The 18,774-nt window shown below is 65.7% G+C and carries 16 protein-coding genes; 10 read left to right on the plus strand and 6 right to left on the minus strand.

Annotated elements, in window-relative coordinates:
• Window positions 1-299 precede the first annotated feature (299 nt).
• The 4 genes from KSS95_RS10880 to KSS95_RS10895 all read left to right on the plus strand — a co-directional run bounded on the left by KSS95_RS10880 (window position 300) and on the right by KSS95_RS10895 (window position 3,129).
• A complete protein-coding gene (locus tag KSS95_RS10880; RefSeq protein ID WP_217853657.1) occupies window positions 300-1,508 on the plus strand; it encodes an ammonium transporter in 1,209 nt (402 codons plus the stop codon).
• Window positions 1,509-1,580: 72 nt separating this feature from the next.
• Entirely contained in the window at window positions 1,581-1,817 is a 237-nt protein-coding gene (locus KSS95_RS10885; protein ID WP_217853658.1) for a glutaredoxin family protein, read from the plus strand.
• Between the two features lie 67 nt (window positions 1,818-1,884).
• Complete coding sequence (locus KSS95_RS10890; RefSeq protein ID WP_186661874.1) at window positions 1,885-2,193, plus strand: transcriptional regulator; 309 nt, start codon at window positions 1,885-1,887, stop codon at window positions 2,191-2,193.
• Window positions 2,194-2,244: 51 nt separating this feature from the next.
• Complete coding sequence (locus KSS95_RS10895; protein WP_217853659.1) at window positions 2,245-3,129, plus strand: pseudouridine synthase; 885 nt, start codon at window positions 2,245-2,247, stop codon at window positions 3,127-3,129.
• Window positions 3,130-3,326: 197 nt separating this feature from the next.
• Here the strand turns inward: KSS95_RS10895 and KSS95_RS10900 are convergent, their stop codons facing one another.
• From KSS95_RS10900 to acnA, 3 genes are all read right to left on the minus strand, one after another.
• Entirely contained in the window at window positions 3,327-4,892 is a 1,566-nt protein-coding gene (locus KSS95_RS10900; protein WP_217853660.1) for a methyl-accepting chemotaxis protein, read from the minus strand.
• Window positions 4,893-5,087: 195 nt separating this feature from the next.
• Window positions 5,088-5,864: a CPBP family intramembrane glutamic endopeptidase gene (locus tag KSS95_RS10905; protein WP_217853661.1), complete on the minus strand. Its 777-nt coding sequence runs from the start codon at window positions 5,862-5,864 to the stop codon at window positions 5,088-5,090.
• 246 nt (window positions 5,865-6,110) lie between these two features.
• Window positions 6,111-8,852, minus strand: a complete 2,742-nt coding sequence (gene acnA, locus KSS95_RS10910; protein WP_217853662.1) for an aconitate hydratase AcnA — start codon at window positions 8,850-8,852, stop codon at window positions 6,111-6,113.
• Window positions 8,853-9,071: 219 nt separating this feature from the next.
• Between acnA and rlmM the strand changes: the two genes are divergently transcribed.
• The 3 genes from rlmM (at window position 9,072) to pdxB (ending at window position 11,650) form a co-directional block, all read left to right on the plus strand.
• On the plus strand, window positions 9,072-10,130 hold the full coding sequence (gene rlmM, locus KSS95_RS10915; protein ID WP_217853663.1) for a 23S rRNA (cytidine(2498)-2'-O)-methyltransferase RlmM: 1,059 nt from the start codon (window positions 9,072-9,074) through the stop codon (window positions 10,128-10,130).
• An 88-nt stretch (window positions 10,131-10,218) separates the two neighbouring features.
• Window positions 10,219-10,461 (plus strand): sulfurtransferase TusA, encoded by a 243-nt coding sequence (tusA, locus tag KSS95_RS10920; protein WP_217853664.1) that lies wholly within the window; start codon window positions 10,219-10,221, stop codon window positions 10,459-10,461.
• 46 nt (window positions 10,462-10,507) lie between these two features.
• Window positions 10,508-11,650 (plus strand): 4-phosphoerythronate dehydrogenase PdxB, encoded by a 1,143-nt coding sequence (pdxB, locus tag KSS95_RS10925; protein WP_217853665.1) that lies wholly within the window; start codon window positions 10,508-10,510, stop codon window positions 11,648-11,650.
• 116 nt (window positions 11,651-11,766) lie between these two features.
• On the opposite strand, the gene KSS95_RS10930 is transcribed toward pdxB, so the two are convergent.
• The gene (locus KSS95_RS10930) at window positions 11,767-11,934 is read right to left on the minus strand and encodes a PA1571 family protein (protein WP_217853666.1); all 168 of its coding nucleotides are present in this window, start codon (window positions 11,932-11,934) and stop codon (window positions 11,767-11,769) included.
• 391 nt (window positions 11,935-12,325) lie between these two features.
• Between KSS95_RS10930 and KSS95_RS10935 the strand changes: the two genes are divergently transcribed.
• The gene (locus tag KSS95_RS10935; protein WP_217853667.1) at window positions 12,326-14,089 is read left to right on the plus strand and encodes an ABC transporter transmembrane domain-containing protein; all 1,764 of its coding nucleotides are present in this window, start codon (window positions 12,326-12,328) and stop codon (window positions 14,087-14,089) included.
• 64 nt (window positions 14,090-14,153) lie between these two features.
• Here KSS95_RS10935 and KSS95_RS10940 read toward each other — a convergent pair whose 3' ends face one another.
• Complete coding sequence (locus KSS95_RS10940; RefSeq protein ID WP_217853668.1) at window positions 14,154-15,503, minus strand: NCS2 family permease; 1,350 nt, start codon at window positions 15,501-15,503, stop codon at window positions 14,154-14,156.
• Between the two features lie 355 nt (window positions 15,504-15,858).
• Here KSS95_RS10940 and KSS95_RS10945 point away from each other — a divergent pair, with 355 nt between their 5' ends.
• Together KSS95_RS10945 and aqpZ are read left to right on the plus strand one after the other, a co-directional pair.
• Window positions 15,859-16,614, plus strand: a complete 756-nt coding sequence (locus KSS95_RS10945; protein WP_217853669.1) for a GntR family transcriptional regulator — start codon at window positions 15,859-15,861, stop codon at window positions 16,612-16,614.
• A 150-nt stretch (window positions 16,615-16,764) separates the two neighbouring features.
• Window positions 16,765-17,463 (plus strand): aquaporin Z, encoded by a 699-nt coding sequence (gene aqpZ, locus KSS95_RS10950; RefSeq protein ID WP_217853670.1) that lies wholly within the window; start codon window positions 16,765-16,767, stop codon window positions 17,461-17,463.
• Here the strand turns inward: aqpZ and guaD are convergent.
• On the minus strand, window positions 17,460-18,764 hold the full coding sequence (guaD, locus tag KSS95_RS10955) for a guanine deaminase (RefSeq protein ID WP_217853671.1): 1,305 nt from the start codon (window positions 18,762-18,764) through the stop codon (window positions 17,460-17,462). The two genes, aqpZ and guaD, sit on opposite strands and share 4 nt — an antisense overlap.
• Window positions 18,765-18,774 lie beyond the last annotated feature (10 nt).

The following is an 18,774-nucleotide window of genomic DNA, read 5'->3' on the forward strand; positions in this document are numbered from 1 at the left end:
GGGCCTCTCCCTGTGGATGTGTGTGGCTATTTCGAGTGGGCGCAGGCGCCGAAGGTTCAGCGTGATGTGCTGGTACAGCGCTTGCTAAGACCTTTGCCTGAAAAGCGCGGCGTGCGCGCCGAAAGCGTGCGTTGCTCGAGCGGATACCGATAAACCTTAACCCAATCCACGACAAACCCAAGAAAAAACCACGCAGGCGCCGCCCGGATCATCGAAACAGGGCAGGGGCCTGGCACCGATTCGGTGCAGGGATGCCGGCTCTTGATCTGTCCTGGTGCCTTTTTGCAGGTCTGCCTTCTATGCAAAGCTCGCTCAGCGCGATGGACACTTTGGTCCATGGCTCCAACACCCTGTTCATCCTCATGGGCGCGATCCTGGTCCTGGCCATGCACGCCGGCTTCGCCTTTCTCGAAGTCGGCACCGTGCGCCACAAGAACCAGGTCAATGCCTTGTCCAAGATCCTCAGCGACTTCGCCGTCTCGGCGCTGGTGTACTTCTTCATCGGCTACTGGATCGCCTACGGCGTGAGCTTTCTGCAGCCGGCCGCGGTCCTGGCCAGCGACCATGGCTATGCCCTGGTCAAGTGTTTCTTCCTGCTGACCTTTGCCGCGGCGATCCCGGCGATCATTTCCGGTGGCATCGCCGAGCGGGCGCGTTTCGTGCCGCAGTTGTGCGCGACGGCGCTGATCGTGGCGTTCGTCTACCCGTTTTTCGAGGGCGTGGTGTGGAATGGCAACCTCGGCTTGCAAGCCTGGTTGCAGGCACGCTTCGGCGCGCCGTTCCATGACTTTGCAGGCTCCGTGGTGGTGCACGCCATGGGCGGCTGGCTGGCGCTGGCGGCGGTGCTGCTGCTGGGCGCGCGGCGCGGCCGTTACCGCGACGGCCGGCTGGTGGCGTTCGCGCCGTCGAGCATTCCGTTCCTGGCGCTGGGCTCGTGGATCCTGATCATCGGCTGGTTCGGCTTCAACGTCATGAGCGCCCAGACCCTGCAAGGGGTCAGCGGGCTGGTGGCGATCAACTCGCTGATGGCCATGGTCGGCGGCACCTTGTCGGCCTTGCTGGCCGGGCGCAACGACCCGGGCTTCCTGCACAACGGCCCGCTGGCCGGGCTGGTGGCAGTGTGCGCCGGCTCCGACCTGATGCACCCGGTCGGCGCACTGGTCACCGGGCTGGTGGCCGGCGGGTTGTTCGTCTGGTGCTTCACCGCGGCGCAGAACCGTTGGAAGATCGACGATGTGCTCGGTGTGTGGCCGCTGCACGGCCTGTGTGGCGTATGGGGCGGTATCGCCTGTGGCGTGTTTGGCCAGGCAGCGCTTGGTGGGCTGGGTGGCGTCAGCCTGCCCAGCCAGCTGCTGGGCAGCCTGGCCGGGGTGCTGGTGGCATTGGCCGGCGGCTTTGCCGTGTATGGCTTGATCAAGGTGCTGCATGGCCTGCGGCTGAGCCACGAGCAGGAGTTCCAGGGCGCCGACCTGGCGTTGCACCGCATTGGCGCCACCAGCCAGGATTGAGGCAGGTCAGGTGCGTGATGGCGGGGGTGGGCCTAGAATGAGCATCCATTCCTGCGATTGGCGGATGTTTGCATGCTCCCCGAAACCCAACTGTTCGGCACCCTAGGGTGCCACCTGTGCGAAGTGGCCGAGGCCGTGCTGATGCCGTTCGTCGAGCATGGCCTGCTGGTCGAGCTGGTCGATATCGCCGACAGCGAGGACTGGTTCGAGCGCTACAGCCTGAGGATCCCGGTATTGCGCCGTTGCGACACCGGCGCCGAGCTGGGCTGGCCGTTCGATGCCGAGCAGGTGGTGGCTTTTCTGCGCTGACGCGTGCATTGACGGCAGGGCGGCTGGCTCCGTATGCTGTATATAAATACAGTATCGAGGTAACGCCATGCTCAATGTCGAGCAACTCAAGTACAGCATCAACCACATGTCCCCCGAGCGTGTGTGCGACGCGGTGCTGGAACTGCGCCTCGACGGCATCGTCACCGACGAGCGCACCCCATTCGGCAAGGTCCACTTCAACACCTGCTTCGCGGAAATCGAGGCGCTGTTCCAGCGCGCCGGGTTCCACCGTCCGCTGGATGTAGTGGGCTACCAAGGGCTGAGCTACGCCCTCTACGACCCCGGCCGCTGGGATGCGGTGCAGGTGCTGCGCTGGCTCAAGGCGCGCTGCGAGCCGGCCTGCGAGGCTGGTTGAGGCGTGCGGGGTAGGGGATAATGCCCGCCCCCTGAAGAACCGAGCCCACCCATGACCACGCCTTTCGATCCTGCCCGCCAGCAAGCCAGCACCGTATGCCTGCCGCCAGGGCCTTGGGCGACGGTGCTCGATTGCCTGTGCGATCACTTCAAGGGCATCACCCGCGAGCAGTGGCTCGACCGATTTGCCCGGGGGCGTGTGCTCGATGCCCAAGGCCAGGCCATCGCTGGCGAACTGCCTTATCGGCGCGGCATGCGCCTGCATTATTTCCGTGAAGTAGCCAACGAGAAGGCGATACCGGTGCAGGAGCAGATCCTGCACATCGACGAGCATCTGGTGGTGGCGGACAAGCCGCATTTCCTGCCGGTTACACCGACGGGCGAATACGTCGAGCAGACCCTGCTGCGCCGTCTGATCCGGCGCCTGGACAACCCCCACCTGGTGCCGCTGCACCGCATCGACCGGCACACTGCCGGGCTGGTGTTGTTCTCGGCCAACCCGCACAGCCGTGGCGCCTACCAGCGCCTGTTCCCGGAACGACGCATCGACAAGCGCTACCAGGCCATTGCCGCAGCCATGCCGAATGTGGCGTTCCCGTTGGTGCACCGCAGCCGGCTGGTGCATGGCGAACCGTTCTTCCGCATGCATGAGGTCGAGGGCGCTGACAACAGCGAGACCCACGCCTGCGTGCTGGAGAAAAATGGCGAGCTGTGGCGCTATGGCTTGTCGCCGGTCACCGGCAAGACCCATCAGCTGCGGGTGCACATGGCGGCGTTGGGGGCGGGTATCTGCAACGACCCGTTTTATCCGCAGTTGCTCGATGACCAGGACGATTATGCCAAGCCCTTGAAGCTGCTGGCCCAGAGCCTGCGTTTCACGGACCCGTTGACGGGTGAGGCGCGCTATTTCGAAAGCCGGTTGCAGCTGGACTGGTAACGGCCGGCCGCATACCCCTTGGCCAGGCGCTGGGATGGTCTTCGCAGGAGTAGGTGCCAGGCACCGCGGCGCCTGCTTCGCCAGCAAGGCTGGCGCCTACGCAGCGCGGGGAAGTCGCGAACGTCGTAGGCGCCGGCTTGCCGGCGAACACCGGCATGGCCGGTGCCAACAGGGCGCCTACGGTCCGTCGCCGCGGCTCAGCGGTTGAAGCGCTCCACCAGCGAATACTGCGAACCGGCGGTGCTGGTCAGTTCCTCGCTGAGCAGCGCCGAACGCTGGGCCTGGCCGGACGTCTGGTCTGCCAGGTCGGCGATGGTACTGATGTTGCGGCTGATTTCCTCGGCCACCGCGGACTGCTCCTCGGTGGCGGCAGCGATCTGCGTGGCCATGTCGGTGATATTGGCCACCGCTTCGCTGATACCGACCAGCGCCTGGTCGGCTTCCATCACCCGCTCGACGCCTTCCTGGGCCTGGCGGTGGCCGGTTTCCATGGTTTGCACGGCGTTGTTGGCGGTTTGCTGCAGCTTGGCGATCAGGGTGTGGATCTGCCCGGTGGACTCGGCGGTGCGCTGGGCCAGCTGGCGCACTTCGTCGGCGACCACGGCGAAGCCACGCCCCATTTCGCCGGCCCGTGCCGCCTCGATGGCGGCGTTGAGCGCCAGCAGGTTGGTCTGGTCGGCGATGCCCTTGATCACATCGACCACGCCGCCAATCTCGTCGCTGTCCTTGGCCAGCTGGGTGACGGTCAGCCCGGTTTCACCGACGGCGGCGGACAGGCGCTCGATGGCGTCGCGGGTTTCACCGGCAATGTTGCGACCCTGGCTGGTCAGGCGGTTGGCTTCCTGGGTAGCGTCGGCGGTGCGCTGCACGTGGTTGGCCACTTCCTGGGTGGTGGCCGCCATCTGGTTGACCGCGGCGGCCACTTGTTCGGTTTCCACGCGCTGGCGCTCCAGGCCCGAGGAGCTCTGGTGGGCCAGGGCATCGGACTGGCGTGCCTGGTCGCTGAGCTGCTCGGCGCTGTCCTGCAGGCGGGTCAGGCAGGTCTTCATCCGCGCGTCCTGGCTGAGCATGGCCATTTCCAGGCGCGCCTGCACGCCGCGGCTGTCGGTGTACATCTGCGCGATCAACGGGTCGGAGGTGGTCTGCTCGGCCAGGCGCAGCAGGCGCTTGAGGCCGCGTTGCTGCCAGCTCAGGCCCAGCAGGCCGAGCGGTACCGACAGGCCGGCGGCCAGGGCGAAGCCCCAGGAGTGGCCCAGCCAGTTGCCGATCAGGAAGCCGATCTGGCTGACCAGGATGAACGGCAGCCAGTCCTGCAGCACCGGCAGCCATTTGTCGCGCTTGGGAATGGCCGAATGGCCTTGGTTGATGCGTTGGTACAACGCCTCGGCGCGGCGGATCTGTTCGGCGGTGGGCTTGACCCGCACCGACTCGTAGCCGACCACCTGGTTGCTGTCGAAGATCGGCGTGACGTAGGCATTGACCCAATAGTGGTCGCCCGACTTGCAGCGGTTCTTGACGATGCCCATCCACGGCAGGCCCTGCTTGAGGGTCTGCCACATGTGGGCGAACACCGCCGGCGGCACATCGGGGTGGCGCACCAGGTTGTGTGGCGCGCCCATCAGGTCCTCGCGGGAAAAACCGCTGATCTCGATGAAGGCATCGTTGCAGTAGGTGATCACGCCCTTGGCGTTGGTGGTCGAGATCAACCGCTGCTGGGCAGGGAAAGTCCGTTCTCTCTGGGTAATCGGCTGGTTGTTACGCATTGGCTGTTCAATCCGCGAGGCTTTCCACAGGTATCGGCAAGCCTCTGGTTTTATTGAATGAATAATTAACTGCCGTTGATCTGGCGCAACATGCGCGGGCTACGCCTGGGGTAGCGCGAAGATCGCGTAAGTTGCTGCCAATATTGCAGTTTTCTTTATAAATGATGACGAATAGGTCTGATCATGACCTATTGTTCAATGCAGGGCCAGCATCGGGTAGCTGAAGAGGGCGAAGTGCGCCAGGTTGACGCAGGCATGGCACAGCACCGCGGCGCCGAGGCCGCCATGGCGATACGCCAGACCATAACCCACCCCGGCCAGGGTCGCCAGGTAGAACCATTGCCAGCCACCGCCCAGGTGCGCCAGGCCGAACAGCAGCGCGGCCACCAGCAACGCCAGCCCTTCATGCTTGAACAGACGTTGCAGACCGCCCTGGATATAGCCCCGGAACAGCAATTCTTCGGTCAGGCTCACCAGCAGCAGGTTGTTCACCAGCCACAGCCAGGCCTGCTCCGGCCATTTCGGCGCCCATGCCAGCAGGCCCAGGGCCCAGGCGCCGCCGAGGCAGGCGAGCAAGGTCAGCGGCAAGATCAGCGCCAGGCTCAGGGCCAGGCCGCGCGCGCGCAGCATCACCAGCCAGGGGCAGGCCAGTAGCAGCCACAGGCCAATCAGCGGTTTGTCCAGGTTCAGGTACATGGAGAACGGCACCGCGCCCTCGCTGAGCACGGCCTTGTCGATGACGCGGGCGCCGTGGAAGCCGGGCAGCCAGTGCAGCGCCAGGGCGATGGCGAGGACGATGAACAGCAGGTGGCCGAGGGTCTGTTGCCAGCGTACCCGGCGTCGGGCCAGCAGGGCGCAGCAGAACAGGGCGAGCAAGGCGGGTAGGGCGGCCACGCCGAGGCTGCCGTAGATCAGTGCGAGGGTGTAGCCGAGGCCGAGCAGGAGCAGGGCGATCCAGTGGGGAAGAGGCATGAGGGGTCCTTGTGCCGGTGAATCCGTGGAGGGTAGGACTTACCCCAAGGCCTTCAGGACACTTGGATGCTTGCGCGCTTGGACGGGTAATGCCGGGACCGCGTTGCGGTCCTTTCGCGACACAAGGCCGCACCTACAGGGGACCGCGCCGTCCTGTAGGAGCGGCCTTGCCGAGGCGTCGGACCGGTCGGAAAGGGTCGCAAAGCGACCCCGGCAATCTTGAATGGGGAAGGGATGGGCCCAGCCTTAGCCTGCGATCAATTGCCGCAGCACATAATGCAGGATCCCCCCCGACTTGAAGTACTCCACCTCATTGAGGGTGTCGATCCGGCACAACACCTCGATCTGCTCCTGGCGCCCGTCCTCGCGGGTGATACGTACCGGCAGGCTCATGCCCGGGCGGATCTGCGCCCCGCCAAGGCCCAGCACATCGATGCGTTCCTTGCCGGTCAGCCCCAGACGCTTGCGGTCGTCCCCAGCCTTGAACTGCAAGGGCAGCACGCCCATGCCCACCAGGTTGGAGCGGTGGATGCGCTCGAAGCTCTCCGCCAGCACCGCCTTGACCCCCAGCAGGTTGGTGCCCTTGGCCGCCCAGTCGCGGCTGGAGCCGGTGCCGTACTCCTGCCCGGCGATCACCACCAGCGGCGTGCCATCCTGCTGGTAGCGCATGGCGGCATCGTAGATCGACTGTTTCTCGCCCGTGGGGACGTACAGTGTGTTGCCACCTTCCTCGCCGCCGAGCATCTCGTTGCGGATGCGGATGTTGGCGAAGGTGCCGCGCATCATCACTTCGTGGTTGCCACGGCGCGAGCCATAGGAGTTGAAGTCGCGTGGCTCCACGCCTTTTTCGCGCAGGTAGCGTCCGGCCGGGCTATCGGCCTTGATGTTGCCCGCCGGGGAGATATGGTCGGTGGTCACCGAGTCGCCGAGCAGGGCGAGGATGCGCGCGCCCTGGATATCGGCGATCTCTGGCGGCGGCCCGGCGATGTCGTCGAAGAACGGCGGATGCTGGATATAGGTGGAAGCGTCCTGCCAGACATAGGTGGCCGCCTGCGGTACCTCGATGGCCTGCCACTGGGCGTCACCGGCGAAGACTTCGGCGTATTCCTTGTGGAACATTCGCGTGTCGACCTTGGCCACGGCCTCGGCGATCTCCTGCTGGCTTGGCCAGATGTCGCGCAGGTACACCGGCTGGCCGTCCTTGCCGGTGCCCAGCGGGTCCTGGCCGAGGTCGACGCGCACGCTGCCGGCCAGGGCATAGGCCACCACCAGCGGTGGCGAGGCCAGCCAGTTGGTCTTGACCAGTGGGTGCACCCGGCCTTCGAAGTTGCGGTTGCCCGACAGCACCGAGGCGACGGTCAGGTCGGCGCTGCCGATGGCTTGCTCGATGGCCTCGTCCAGGGGGCCGGAGTTGCCGATGCAGGTGGTGCAGCCGTAGCCGACCAGGTCGAAGCCAAGCTGGTCGAGGTAGGGGGTGAGGCCTGCGGCCTTGTAGTAGTCGGTGACCACCTTGGAGCCGGGGGCGAGCGAACTCTTCACCCAGGGCTTGCGCTGCAAACCTTTCTCCACGGCTTTCTTCGCCACCAGCCCGGCGGCCATCATCACGCTGGGGTTGGAGGTGTTGGTGCAGGAGGTGATGGCGGCGATCACCACGGCGCCGTCGCGCAGGGTGTGGGTCTGGCCGGCGTGGCTGTAGGCGATCTCGCCGGCCTGGTCGGCATTGCCCACCGCCACGCCACCACCGCCTTCGCTTTCGAGGCGGCCGACTTCCTTGGCCAGGGGCTTGGGCTGCAGCTCGATGAAGTGGTCGAAGGCCTGGCGTACCTGGCCGAGGGCGACCCGGTCCTGTGGCCGCTTGGGCCCGGCCAGGCTGGCTTCGACCTCGTGCATGTCCAGCGCCAGGGTGTCGCTGAACAGCGGCTCCTGGCCGGGCAGACGCCACAGCCCCTGCGCTTTGCAGTAGGCTTCTACCAACTGCACGGCCTCTTCGGGACGGCCGGACAGGCGCAGGTAGTCGAGGGTCACCTGGTCGACCGGGAAGAAGCCGCAGGTGGCGCCATACTCGGGTGCCATGTTGGCAATGGTGGCGCGGTCGGCCAGCGGCAGGTCGGCCAGGCCGTCGCCATAGAACTCGACGAACTTGCCCACCACGCCTTTCTTGCGCAGCATCTGGGTGACGGTCAGCACCAGGTCGGTGGCGGTGATGCCTTCGCGCAGCTTGCCGGTGAGCTTGAAGCCGATCACCTCGGGGATCAGCATCGACACCGGCTGGCCGAGCATCGCCGCCTCGGCCTCGATGCCGCCGACGCCCCAGCCGAGCACGCCGAGGCCGTTGATCATGGTGGTGTGCGAGTCGGTGCCGACCAGGGTGTCGGGGAAGGCGTAGGTGCGGCCGTCGTCTTCGCGAGTCCACACCGTGCGCCCCAGGTACTCGAGGTTGACCTGGTGGCAGATGCCGGTGCCCGGTGGCACCACGCGGAAGTTGTCGAAGGCGCTCTGGCCCCAGCGCAGGAAGGCATAACGCTCGCCATTGCGCTGCATCTCGATGTCGACGTTCTGGGCGAAGGCGCTGGGGCTGGCGTAGCGGTCGACCATCACCGAGTGGTCGATCACCAGGTCCACCGGCGACAGCGGGTTGATCCGCTGCGGGTCGCCGCCAGCCTTGGCCATGGCCGCGCGCATGGCGGCCAGGTCGACCACCGCCGGCACGCCGGTGAAGTCCTGCATCAGCACCCGCGCCGGGCGGTACTGGATCTCACGGTCGCTGCGGCGCTCCTGCAGCCATTTGGCCAGGGCGCGCAGGTCGTCGCCGGTGACGGTCTTGCCGTCCTCCCAGCGCAGCAGGTTTTCCAGCAGTACTTTCAGCGACATCGGCAGGCGCTGCAGGTCGCCGAGTTGGCGGGCGGCTTCGGTGAGGCTGAAATAGTGGTAGGCGCGGTCGGCCACCTGCAGGGTCTTGAGGGTTTTCAGGCTATCGAGCGAGGGCATTTACAACTCCTTGTGCTCCGGTGCCCGGCGGCTGCCAATGGCTCGCCGGTGTCACCGCTCTGGATTGGTCCGCACGGCACGGACCTGGCTGAACAGTCAGGTTAGACCGGTTTGCCCGACCTGACCCTTTTCTGGACCGATGGGGCGTGTCGCAGGTTCCGATCTTCCTTTATCATTCGCCGCCCTGGTGCCACCTGCGCCAGTGATGTGGAGTGAGAAATGAATACCCTGTTCATGCATTGCCGGCCCGGCTTCGAGGGCGAGGTCTGCGCCGAAATCAGCGAACACGCCGCCCACCTGGGCGTGGCCGGCTATGCCAAGGGCAAGCCGCAGAGCGCTTGCGCCGAATTCGTCTGCACCGAGCCTGGCGGCGCCGAACGCATGATGCGGGAGCTGCGCTTCGCCCAGCTGATTTTCCCGCGCCAGTGGGCGCGTGGCGCCTTCGTCGAGCTGCCCGAGACCGACCGCATCAGCGTGCTGCTCGAGCACCTGGCCGAACTGCCGGTGTGCGGCAGCCTGTGGCTGGAGGTGCTCGACAGCAATGACGGCAAGGCCTTGTCGACCTTTTGCCGCAAGTTCGAGGTGCCGCTGCGCAAGGCCCTGGAGAAGGCCGGCCGGCTGGTGGACGACGCCCGCCGCCCACGCTTGCTGTTGAGCTTCATCAGCGGCCGCCAGGTTTTCCTGGGCCTGGCCGAGGCCGACAATTCGGCGTTGTGGCCGATGGGCATCCCGCGTCTGAAGTTCCCCCGCGAGGCGCCCAGCCGCTCGACCCTCAAGCTTGAGGAGGCCTGGCACCAGTTCATCCCCCGCGAGCAGTGGGATGCGCGCCTGAACGACGACATGACCGGCGTCGACCTGGGCGCCTCCCCCGGTGGCTGGACCTACCAACTGGTCAAGCGCGGCATGCTGGTGACCGCCATCGACAACGGCCCGATGGCCGAGAGCCTGATGGACACCGGCCTGGTCACCCACCTGATGGCCGACGGTTTCACCTGGCAGCCGAAGCGCACCGTGGACTGGATGGTCTGCGACATCGTCGAGAAGCCAGCGCGTACCGCGTCGCTGATCGAGACCTGGCTGGGCGAGGGGTTGTGCCGTGAAGCGGTGGTCAACCTGAAACTGCCGATGAAGCAGCGCCATGCCGAGGTGCGCAAGCTGCTGGAGCGTATCGAGGCGGGGTTCAAGGCGCGCAAGGTCAGGGTGTCGATCGCCTGCAAGCAGCTGTACCACGACCGCGAGGAAGTGACCTGCCATCTGCGTCGGCTCGACCTGAAATAACCCCTGTAGGCGCCAGCGAGGCTGGCGCCTACAGGGAGACGTGGGCCTGCTTATGCGCCACAATGACGATCATTTTGCGGAGTCTTTCATGACCGATTTCCCCCACGACGCGATCCTCGATGCCAGCGGCCTGAACTGCCCGGAGCCGGTGATGATGCTGCATACCCACGTGCGCAACCTGGCCGGCGGCGGCGTGCTCAAGGTCATCGCCACCGACCCTTCGACCCGCCGTGACATCCCCAAGTTCTGCAACTTCCTCGGCCACGAATTGCTCGGTCAGCAGGAAGCGGCCGGCACCTACCTGTACTGGATCCGCAAGAAGGCCGACTGAGCCCTGGCGATCGCGCTACACTGCGTTCCCCAGACAGGAGAGCGCCATGCTGATAGTTGCCGACGAGAATATCCCGCTGCTCGATGCCTTCTTCGCAGGCTTCGGCGAGATCCGCCGTTACCCTGGCCGGGCCATCGATGCCGCCTGCGTGAAGGATGCCGATGTGCTGCTGGTGCGCTCGGTGACCCGCGTCGATCGGCAACTGCTCGAAGGCAGCCGGGTGCGCTTTGTCGGCACCTGCACCATCGGCACCGACCACCTGGCGCTGGACTACTTTGCCGAAGCCGGCATCCACTGGAGCAGCGCGCCGGGCTGCAACGCCCGTGGCGTGGTCGACTACGTGCTGGGCAGCCTGCTGACCCTGGCCGAGCTCGAAGGTGCCGATCTGGCCGGCAAGGTCTATGGCGTGGTCGGCGCCGGCGAAGTGGGCGGGCGTCTGGTGCGGGTACTGCGGGGCCTGGGCTGGCAGGTGCTGGTCTGCGACCCGGTACGCCAGGCCAGCGAGGGCGGTGCCTTCGTCGACCTGGAGACGATCCTTGCACAGTGCGATGTGATCAGCCTGCATACTCCGTTGCAACGCGGTGGTGAGCACCCGACCTGGCACCTGCTCGACCAGCCACGCCTGGCGCGGTTGCGCGCCGGTGCCTGGTTGATCAATGCCAGCCGCGGCCCGGTGGTGGACAACGCGGCGTTGCGCGAACTGCTGCTCGACCGTGAAGACCTGCACGCGGTGCTCGATGTGTGGGAGGGCGAGCCGCAGGTCGACCTGCAACTGGCCGACCTGTGCACCCTGGCCACCCCGCATATCGCTGGCTACAGCCTGGATGGCAAGCAGCGTGGCACGGCGCAGATCTACCAGGCGTTCTGCCGCTGGCGTGGCGAGGCCGAACAGGTGCACCTGGTCGATTTGCTGCCGGCGCCAGCGCTGGCCCAGCTCGAATTGGCTGCCAGCGCGGAGCCAGCCTGGGCGCTGGCCACCTTGTGCCGGGCAGTGTATGACCCACGCCGTGACGATGCGGATTTTCGGCGCAGCCTGAGCGAGCAGGTGGCCGAGCAGCGTGCCGCGTTCGACTTGCTGCGCAAGCATTATCCAGTGCGACGAGAGATCGAGGGGCTGGCGGTGCGGGTGCGCGGCGAAGCGCCGCAGCTGGCGCAGATGGTCAGCGCCTTGGGCGCGATACTGGTGTAGCCGCCGGCTTGCCGGCCAACCACTGCGTTGCCTGGTTCGCCGGCAAGCCGGCTGCTACCGGTATCAAGGGCCAATAAAAACCCGGCGCCTGGCCGGGTTTTGGTGAATACCTGGGCTCAACCCTGCTTGACCTTCTCGACCCGGCTCTGCTCCAGGTCCTTGCAGGCCTTCTGGATCATCTGCTCGGTAATCGGGATCTCGCGCCCCTGGGCATCGATGATCGAACCGCATACCTGAGGTTGCTGTGGGGTCTTGGGCTGATTGGTGCTGTGCTGCAAGCTCATGTCCTGTCTCCTCATCAGGTTCAAGCTCAAGGGTATCGCCGCGCCGTGACTGGCCTGTGACAACGCCTGCGGCATCACGACAGCCACAGTCCAACAGAAAGCGCGGCAAAGCTCCAGTGACGCATTAGACCGAATGGGCATAGGGCCTGCGGCACTGGCCTTAGGCTCTGTACGAAAAGCCTTGATACTCGTTCATGCTGCGTTGAAAACCGCCTCGCAATGCTCAGGTACTTCAGTACACTGCGCTTGCTCGGCTGTTTTCGCCTTGCCTGACCTTCGTCTCAAGACTTTTCATACAGAGCCTAGCTGCGACGGCGTCTTATTCACGGGAGTTCCGCCGCGGTGGACGAATGGTAGGCTTGCAGGGTCTTCCTGCCGAAAGCTGCCTGCCATGCCTGATCCGATATCGTCCCGCCAGCGCCGTGCCCTGCACCTGGGCTGGCAGTTCATCCGTCCGTATCGCCGACGGGCGTTGCTGGCCCTGTTGGCCCTGGTGGTCACCGCTGCCATCACCTTGTCCATGGGGCAGGGCATCCGCCTGCTGGTCGACCAGGGCTTCATGACCGGTTCGGCGCACCAGCTCAACCAGACCATCGGCCTGTTCCTGCTGCTGGTCATGGCCCTGGCGGTGGGCACCTTCGCCCGTTTCTACCTGGTTTCATGGATCGGCGAGCGCTGCGTGGCCGATATCCGCCGCGCGGTGTTCGACCATCTGATCGGCCTGCACCCGGGTTTTTTCGAGGACAACCGCAGCTCGGAGATCCAGTCGCGGCTGACTGCCGACACCACCTTGCTGCAGTCGGTGATCGGTTCTTCGTTGTCGATGTTCCTGCGCAACGCACTGATGGTGATCGGCGGGGTGATCGTGTTGTTCGTCACCAACCCCAAGCTGACCAGCATCGTGGTGCTGGCGCTGCCATTGGTGCTGGCGCCGATCCTGTTGTTCGGGCGGCGGGTGCGCAGCCTGTCACGGCAAAGCCAGGACCGGGTGGCCGATGTCGGCAGCTATGTGGCCGAGACCCTGGGCCAGATCAAGACGGTGCAGGCCTACAACCATGAGGCGCGTGACCGGGCGCTGTTCGGCGAGACGGTCGAGGCGGCGTTCACCGTGGCGCGCCGGCGTATCGCCCAGCGGGCGTGGCTGATCACCCTGGTGATCATGCTGGTGCTCGGTGCGGTGGGGGTGATGCTGTGGGTCGGCGGCATGGATGTGATCGCGGGGCGTATCTCCGGTGGCGAGCTGGCCGCGTTCGTGTTCTACAGCCTGATCGTCGGCAGTGCCTTCGGTACCCTGAGTGAAGTGATCGGCGAATTGCAGCGGGCCGCCGGCGCCGCCGAGCGTATCGCCGAGCTGTTGGCGGCGCGCACCGTGATCCTGCCGCCGGCGCAGCCGCTGCCGCTGCCGGGCGCGCGGGCCCAGGGCGCGATCGAACTGCGCGAGGTGCGCTTTGCCTATCCGTCACGGCCGGGCACGGCGGCCATCGACGGCTTGAGCCTGCAGGTGCAGCCAGGGCAGACCGTGGCGCTGGTCGGGCCTTCGGGCGCAGGCAAGTCGACCTTGTTCGACCTGCTGCTGCGCTTCCACGACCCGCAGGCGGGGGCGATCTTGCTCGATGGCCAGGCGATCACCGAGCTCGAGCCTGCCGAGCTGCGCCGCCAGTTCGCCCTGGTGGCGCAGCAGCCGGCGCTGTTTCGCGGCACGGTGGCGGCCAATATCCGCTATGGCCGGCCCGAAGCCAGCCAGGCCGAGGTCGAGGCGGCGGCGCGCAGCGCTCATGCCCATGAGTTCATCGTGCAATTGCCCGAGGGCTACGAAACACCGTTGGGCGAGGGCGGCGTCGGCCTGTCCGGCGGCCAGCGTCAACGCCTGGCGATTGCCCGGGCGTTGTTGCTGGATGCGCCGATCCTGTTGCTGGACGAAGCCACCAGCGCCCTCGATGCGCAGAGCGAGCACCTGATCCAGCAGGCGTTGCCGCCGTTGATGGCTGGGCGCACCACCCTGGTGATCGCCCACCGCCTGGCGACCGTGCAGCATGCCGAGCGCATCGCCGTGATCGACCAGGGGCGCCTGGTCGCGGTGGGCACGCACCGCCAGTTGATCGACGAAAGCCCGCTGTATGCACGCTTGGCCGCGTTGCAGTTCACCAGCGGTTGACCCATGCAGGCAGGGGTGGGAATCAAGCAAGGGCGCCGCGGCGCCCTTGCTTGTTACCGCGCGGTCAGAGGAACACGAACTTGGCAATGAAGATCAGGCACAGCACCCACAGGCTTGCCGAGATCTCCTTGTACTTGCCGGTGCCCGCCTTCAGTGCCACGTAGCTGATGAAGCCCAGGGCGATGCCATCGGCCACCGAGAAGGTCAGCGGCATCATGATCACGGTGACGATCGCCGGGATGCTGTCGGTGGCTTCGTCCCAATGAATGTGCGCCATGCTGCCCATCATCAGCATCGCCACATAGATCAGCGCCCCCGCGGTGGCATAGGCCGGGATCATCCCCGCCAGCGGGGCGAAGAACATCGCGGCGATGAACAGCAGGCCCACCACCACGGCGGTCAGCCCGGTGCGCCCGCCGGCAGCCACGCCCGCGGCACTTTCCACGTAGCTGGTCACCGGCGGCACGCCGACCACCGCGCCGAACACGCTGGAGGCACTGTCGGCCTTGAGCGCCCGCGACAGGTTTTCGATGCGCCCGTCCGCCGCCACCAGGTTGGCGCGCTGGGCCACGCCCATCAGGGTGCCGGCGGTGTCGAACATATGCACGAACAGGAACGCCAGCACCACGCTGATCATGCTGACGTTGAACACCCCGGCCACGTCCATGGCCATCCAGGTTGGCGCCAGGCTCGGCGGCATCGACATCACCCCGCCGAACTTGACCAGGCCCAGGCCCCAGCCGGCCAGGGTGACACCGATGATGCTGATGAGGATCGCGCCGAACACGCGCTTGTAGCTGAGGATGGCGATCAGCAGGAAGCACAGCGCCGCCAGCAGCGGCCCGGGCTCGTGCAGCGAACCCAGCTTGATCAGGGTGGCCGGGCTGTCGACGATGATGCCGGCGGTCTTCAGGCCGATCAGCCCGAGGAACAATCCGACGCCAGCCCCCATGGCATGACGCAGGCTGACCGGGATGCTGTTGAGCAGCCACTCGCGCACCTTCGACAGGGTCAGGAACATGAACAGCACGCCCGAGACGAACACCGCCCCCAGCGCTGTTTCCCAGTTGTAGCCCATGGTGCCGACCACGGTGTAGGTGAAGAAGGCGTTCAGCCCCATGCCCGGCGCCAGGCCTACCGGCCAGTTGGCGTACAGGCCCATCAGCAGGCAGCCGAGGGCGGCGGCGATGCAGGTGGCGACGAATGCCGCGCCGTGGTCGATGCCGGCGTCGGCCATGATGTTGGGGTTGACGAAGATGATGTAGGCCATGGTGATGAAGGTGGTCACCCCGGCGATCAGTTCGGTCCTGACCGTGCTGCCATGTCGCTTGAGTTTGAAAATCCGCTCCAGCCAGCCCGTTTCGAGCGGTGGGGCGAGATCCAGCGTAGGTGCTTCGGATTTGCGGCTTTCCACAGCGAGTACTCCTCAAGTCTTTCTTGTTGTTCGAAGCCGGGTCCTGAGCCATGCACTGGGAGGCTTCGCGAGGGGGTGTGGCAGACGTCCGACCATTTTGTTGACTTTTGGGTCAGGAAGTTGCTCGCAGGATTATGCTTTTGTGTACAAAGAATGCAAATAATGTTTTATCTTTTGTGCGCACAAACCGCCGTACAACGGCTATATAGGTAAAAGGCCACCTGCAGAAACGGGTCAGCCTGTGTACAATGGCGCCATACCTTGGCCCACTATCTTCTTCCTGGACTTGCCATCCCCCCGCTGACAGGTATTACAGTCACGGTCCGACTGGCAGATCCTTTGTGCTCGAGAGCCCATGAACGAACAGCTGCAACCTCTGAAAAAACCTGCGCGCACTGGCAAGGCCGGCCGCAGCGGTACCCAGGACGACATCGTCTACGCGCATATCTTCGAGGCGATCCTCGAGCAGCGCCTGGCACCGGGCACCAAGTTGAGCGAGGAAGCGCTGGGCGAGATCTTCGGCGTCAGCCGCACCATCATCCGCCGCGCCCTGTCGCGCCTGGCCCACGAAAGCGTGGTGCTGCTGCGGCCCAACCGTGGTGCGGTAGTGGCCAGCCCGACGGTCGAGGAGGCACGCCAGGTGTTCTTCTCGCGGCGCATGGTCGAGCGCGCCATCACCGAGCTGGCCGTGCAGCACGCCACCCTCGAGCAGCTCAACGAACTGCGCCACATGGTGCGCGAGGAGCGTGACAGCTTCTCCCGTGGCGACCGGGGCGCCGGTATCCGCCTGTCCGGGGAGTTCCATCTCAAGCTGGCCGAGGCCGCCGGCAATGCACCGCTGGTGAGCTTCCAGCGCAGCCTGGTGTCGCAGACGTCGCTGATCATCGCCCAGTACGAGAGCGGCAACCGTTCGCACTGCTCGTACGATGAGCACATGCAGCTGATCGATGCCATCGAGGCGCGCGATGCCGAGCAGGCGGTGAGCCTGATGATGCATCACATGGACCACATCGACAGCAAGCTCAACCTCGACGAGGAAAGCGCCTCGGACGACCTGCACGCGGTGTTCTCCCACCTGCTGAAAAAGCCCAAGGCCAGCGCCAAGGGTTGATCGTTTGCCTGCATGAACAAAGGGCCGCTTCGCGGCCCTTGTCGTTACTGGCCATTTGCCGGGACCCTGATAGATTTATTAGTTGCAAACCCCTTTTCAATGTGGTTGGGCTTGCGCAATCGTTGCGTCCAATGACTTGAGGAGAGGTCCATGACTACTTCCCTGGGTGTGCGCATGGGTGCCGAGCTGGTCGGTACCTTCTGGTTGGTGCTCGGTGGCTGTGGCAGCGCAGTGCTGGCCGCCAGTTCGCCGGTCGGCATCGGGGTGCTCGGCGTCGCGTTCGCCTTTGGCCTGACCGTGCTGACCATGGCCTTCGCCATCGGCCATATCTCCGGTTGCCATCTCAACCCCGCCGTGTCGTTCGGCCTGGTGGTGGGTGGGCGGTTTCCGGCCAAAGAATTGTTGCCCTATGTAATTGCCCAGGTGATCGGCGCGATTCTCGCCGCGGCGGTGATCTATTTCATCGCCAGTGGCAAGGCCGGCTTCGAGCTGGCCAACGGGCTGGCCTCAAACGGCTATGCCGAGCACTCGCCGGGTGGCTACAGCCTGGCGGCGGGCTTTGTCAGCGAGGTGGTGATGACCGCGATGTTCCTGGTGATCATCATGGGCGCCACCGATGCCCGGGCGCCGGCCGGGTTCGCGCCGATCGCCATTGGCCTGGCGCTGACCCTGATCCACCTGATCTCGATCCCGGTCACCAACACCTCGGTGAACCCGGCACGCAGCACCGGGCCTGCCTTGTTCGTCGGCGGCTGGGCGCTGCAACAGCTGTGGCTGTTCTGGCTGGCACCGCTGATCGGCGCGGCGATCGGCGGTGCGTTGTACCGGGGGCTGGGGAAACAGCCCTAGCGCTGGTGCACGCGACGCCCGGCGGCGTAGGTCTCGCGCACCGTGCGATCGTCGCCCAGGGTGGTGAGCACGAACAACGTCTCCTCGATGCTCCTGGACTGCTGCAGGCGGTAGTCCAGCAGCGGGGTGGCCTTGTAGTCGAGCACCACGAAGTCGGCGTCATTGCCCGGGCGCAGGCTGCCGATGCGGTCGTCCAGGCGCAGCGCGCGGGCGCCGCCAAGGGTGGCCAGGTACAGCGACTTGTAGGGGTGCAGGCGTGCGCCCTGCAGCTGCATCACCTTGTACGCCTCGTTCAGGGTGTTGAGCAGCGAGAAGCTGGTACCGGCGCCGACGTCGGTGCCCAGGCCGACATTGACCTTGAAGCGTTCGGCCTGGGGCAGGTTGAACAGGCCGCTGCCGAGGAACAGGTTGGAGGTCGGGCAGAAGGCGATGGCCGAACCGGTCTCGGCCAGGCGCTGGCATTCGCTGTCGCACAGGTGCACGCCGTGGGCGAACACCGAGCGCTCGCCGAGCAGCTCGAAGTGGTCATAGACGTCGAGGTAGCCTTTCTGCTCGGGGAACAGCTCCTTGACCCAGTCGATCTCCTTGAGGTTCTCCGACAGGTGGGTATGCAGGTAGACGCCTGGGTGCTCCTTGAGCAACTGGCCGGCGGCGGCCAGCTGCTCCGGCGTGCTGGTCGGGGCGAAGCGCGGGGTCACCGCGTAGTGCAGGCGGCCCTTGCCGTGCCAGCGCTCGATCAGCGCCTTGCTGTCGCGGTAGCTGGATTCGGCGGTGTCGGTCAGGTAGTCGGGGGCGTTGCGGTCCATCATCACCTTGCCGGCGATCAGGCGCAGGTCCAGGCGCTCGGCCTCCTCGAACAGGGCGTTGACCGACGCGGGGTGCACGCTGCCGAACACCAGGGCGGTGGTGGTGCCGTTGCGCAGCAGTTCCTTGAGGAAGATCTTCGCCACCTGGTCGGCGTGGGCCTTGTCGGCGAACTGCTTCTCGCACGGGAAGGTGTAGGTGTTCAGCCAGTCCAGCAACTGCTCGCCGTAGGAGCCGATCATGCCGGTCTGCGGGAAGTGGATATGGGTGTCGATGAAGCCTGGGGTGATCAGCGCGTCCGGGTAGTGCTCCACGACGATATCGCTCGCCAGGCCCGGCAGCAGCGCGCTGGCATCGCCCAGGGCGCTGATGCGGCCGTCGTCGACCAGCAGCAGGCCGTCTTCATAGTATTCGCAGGACGCCTCCAGGCCGACCTCGGCGGGGTCGGCGATGCTGTGCAGGATGGCGGCTCGGTAGGCTTTGCGGGTTGCGCTCATGAGGCTCTCG

Source organism: Pseudomonas muyukensis (genome assembly GCF_019139535.1).
GTDB lineage: Bacteria > Pseudomonadota > Gammaproteobacteria > Pseudomonadales > Pseudomonadaceae > Aquipseudomonas > Aquipseudomonas muyukensis.

What these genes read in the sequence shown, in the direction of transcription:
- KSS95_RS10880 (WP_217853657.1), top strand. Translation starts at nt 300, where the DNA reads ATGCAAAGCTCGCTCAGCGCGATGGACACTTTGGTCCATGGCTCCAAC.
- KSS95_RS10885 (WP_217853658.1), top strand. Translation starts at nt 1,581, where the DNA reads ATGCTCCCCGAAACCCAACTGTTCGGCACCCTAGGGTGCCACCTGTGC.
- KSS95_RS10890 (WP_186661874.1), top strand. Translation starts at nt 1,885, where the DNA reads ATGCTCAATGTCGAGCAACTCAAGTACAGCATCAACCACATGTCCCCC.
- KSS95_RS10895 (WP_217853659.1), top strand. Translation starts at nt 2,245, where the DNA reads ATGACCACGCCTTTCGATCCTGCCCGCCAGCAAGCCAGCACCGTATGC.
- KSS95_RS10900 (WP_217853660.1), bottom strand. Translation starts at nt 4,892, where the DNA reads ATGCGTAACAACCAGCCGATTACCCAGAGAGAACGGACTTTCCCTGCC.
- KSS95_RS10905 (WP_217853661.1), bottom strand. Translation starts at nt 5,864, where the DNA reads ATGCCTCTTCCCCACTGGATCGCCCTGCTCCTGCTCGGCCTCGGCTAC.
- acnA (WP_217853662.1), bottom strand. Translation starts at nt 8,852, where the DNA reads ATGCCCTCGCTCGATAGCCTGAAAACCCTCAAGACCCTGCAGGTGGCC.
- rlmM (WP_217853663.1), top strand. Translation starts at nt 9,072, where the DNA reads ATGAATACCCTGTTCATGCATTGCCGGCCCGGCTTCGAGGGCGAGGTC.
- tusA (WP_217853664.1), top strand. Translation starts at nt 10,219, where the DNA reads ATGACCGATTTCCCCCACGACGCGATCCTCGATGCCAGCGGCCTGAAC.
- pdxB (WP_217853665.1), top strand. Translation starts at nt 10,508, where the DNA reads ATGCTGATAGTTGCCGACGAGAATATCCCGCTGCTCGATGCCTTCTTC.
- KSS95_RS10930 (WP_217853666.1), bottom strand. Translation starts at nt 11,934, where the DNA reads ATGAGCTTGCAGCACAGCACCAATCAGCCCAAGACCCCACAGCAACCT.
- KSS95_RS10935 (WP_217853667.1), top strand. Translation starts at nt 12,326, where the DNA reads ATGCCTGATCCGATATCGTCCCGCCAGCGCCGTGCCCTGCACCTGGGC.
- KSS95_RS10945 (WP_217853669.1), top strand. Translation starts at nt 15,859, where the DNA reads ATGAACGAACAGCTGCAACCTCTGAAAAAACCTGCGCGCACTGGCAAG.
- aqpZ (WP_217853670.1), top strand. Translation starts at nt 16,765, where the DNA reads ATGACTACTTCCCTGGGTGTGCGCATGGGTGCCGAGCTGGTCGGTACC.
- guaD (WP_217853671.1), bottom strand. Translation starts at nt 18,764, where the DNA reads ATGAGCGCAACCCGCAAAGCCTACCGAGCCGCCATCCTGCACAGCATC.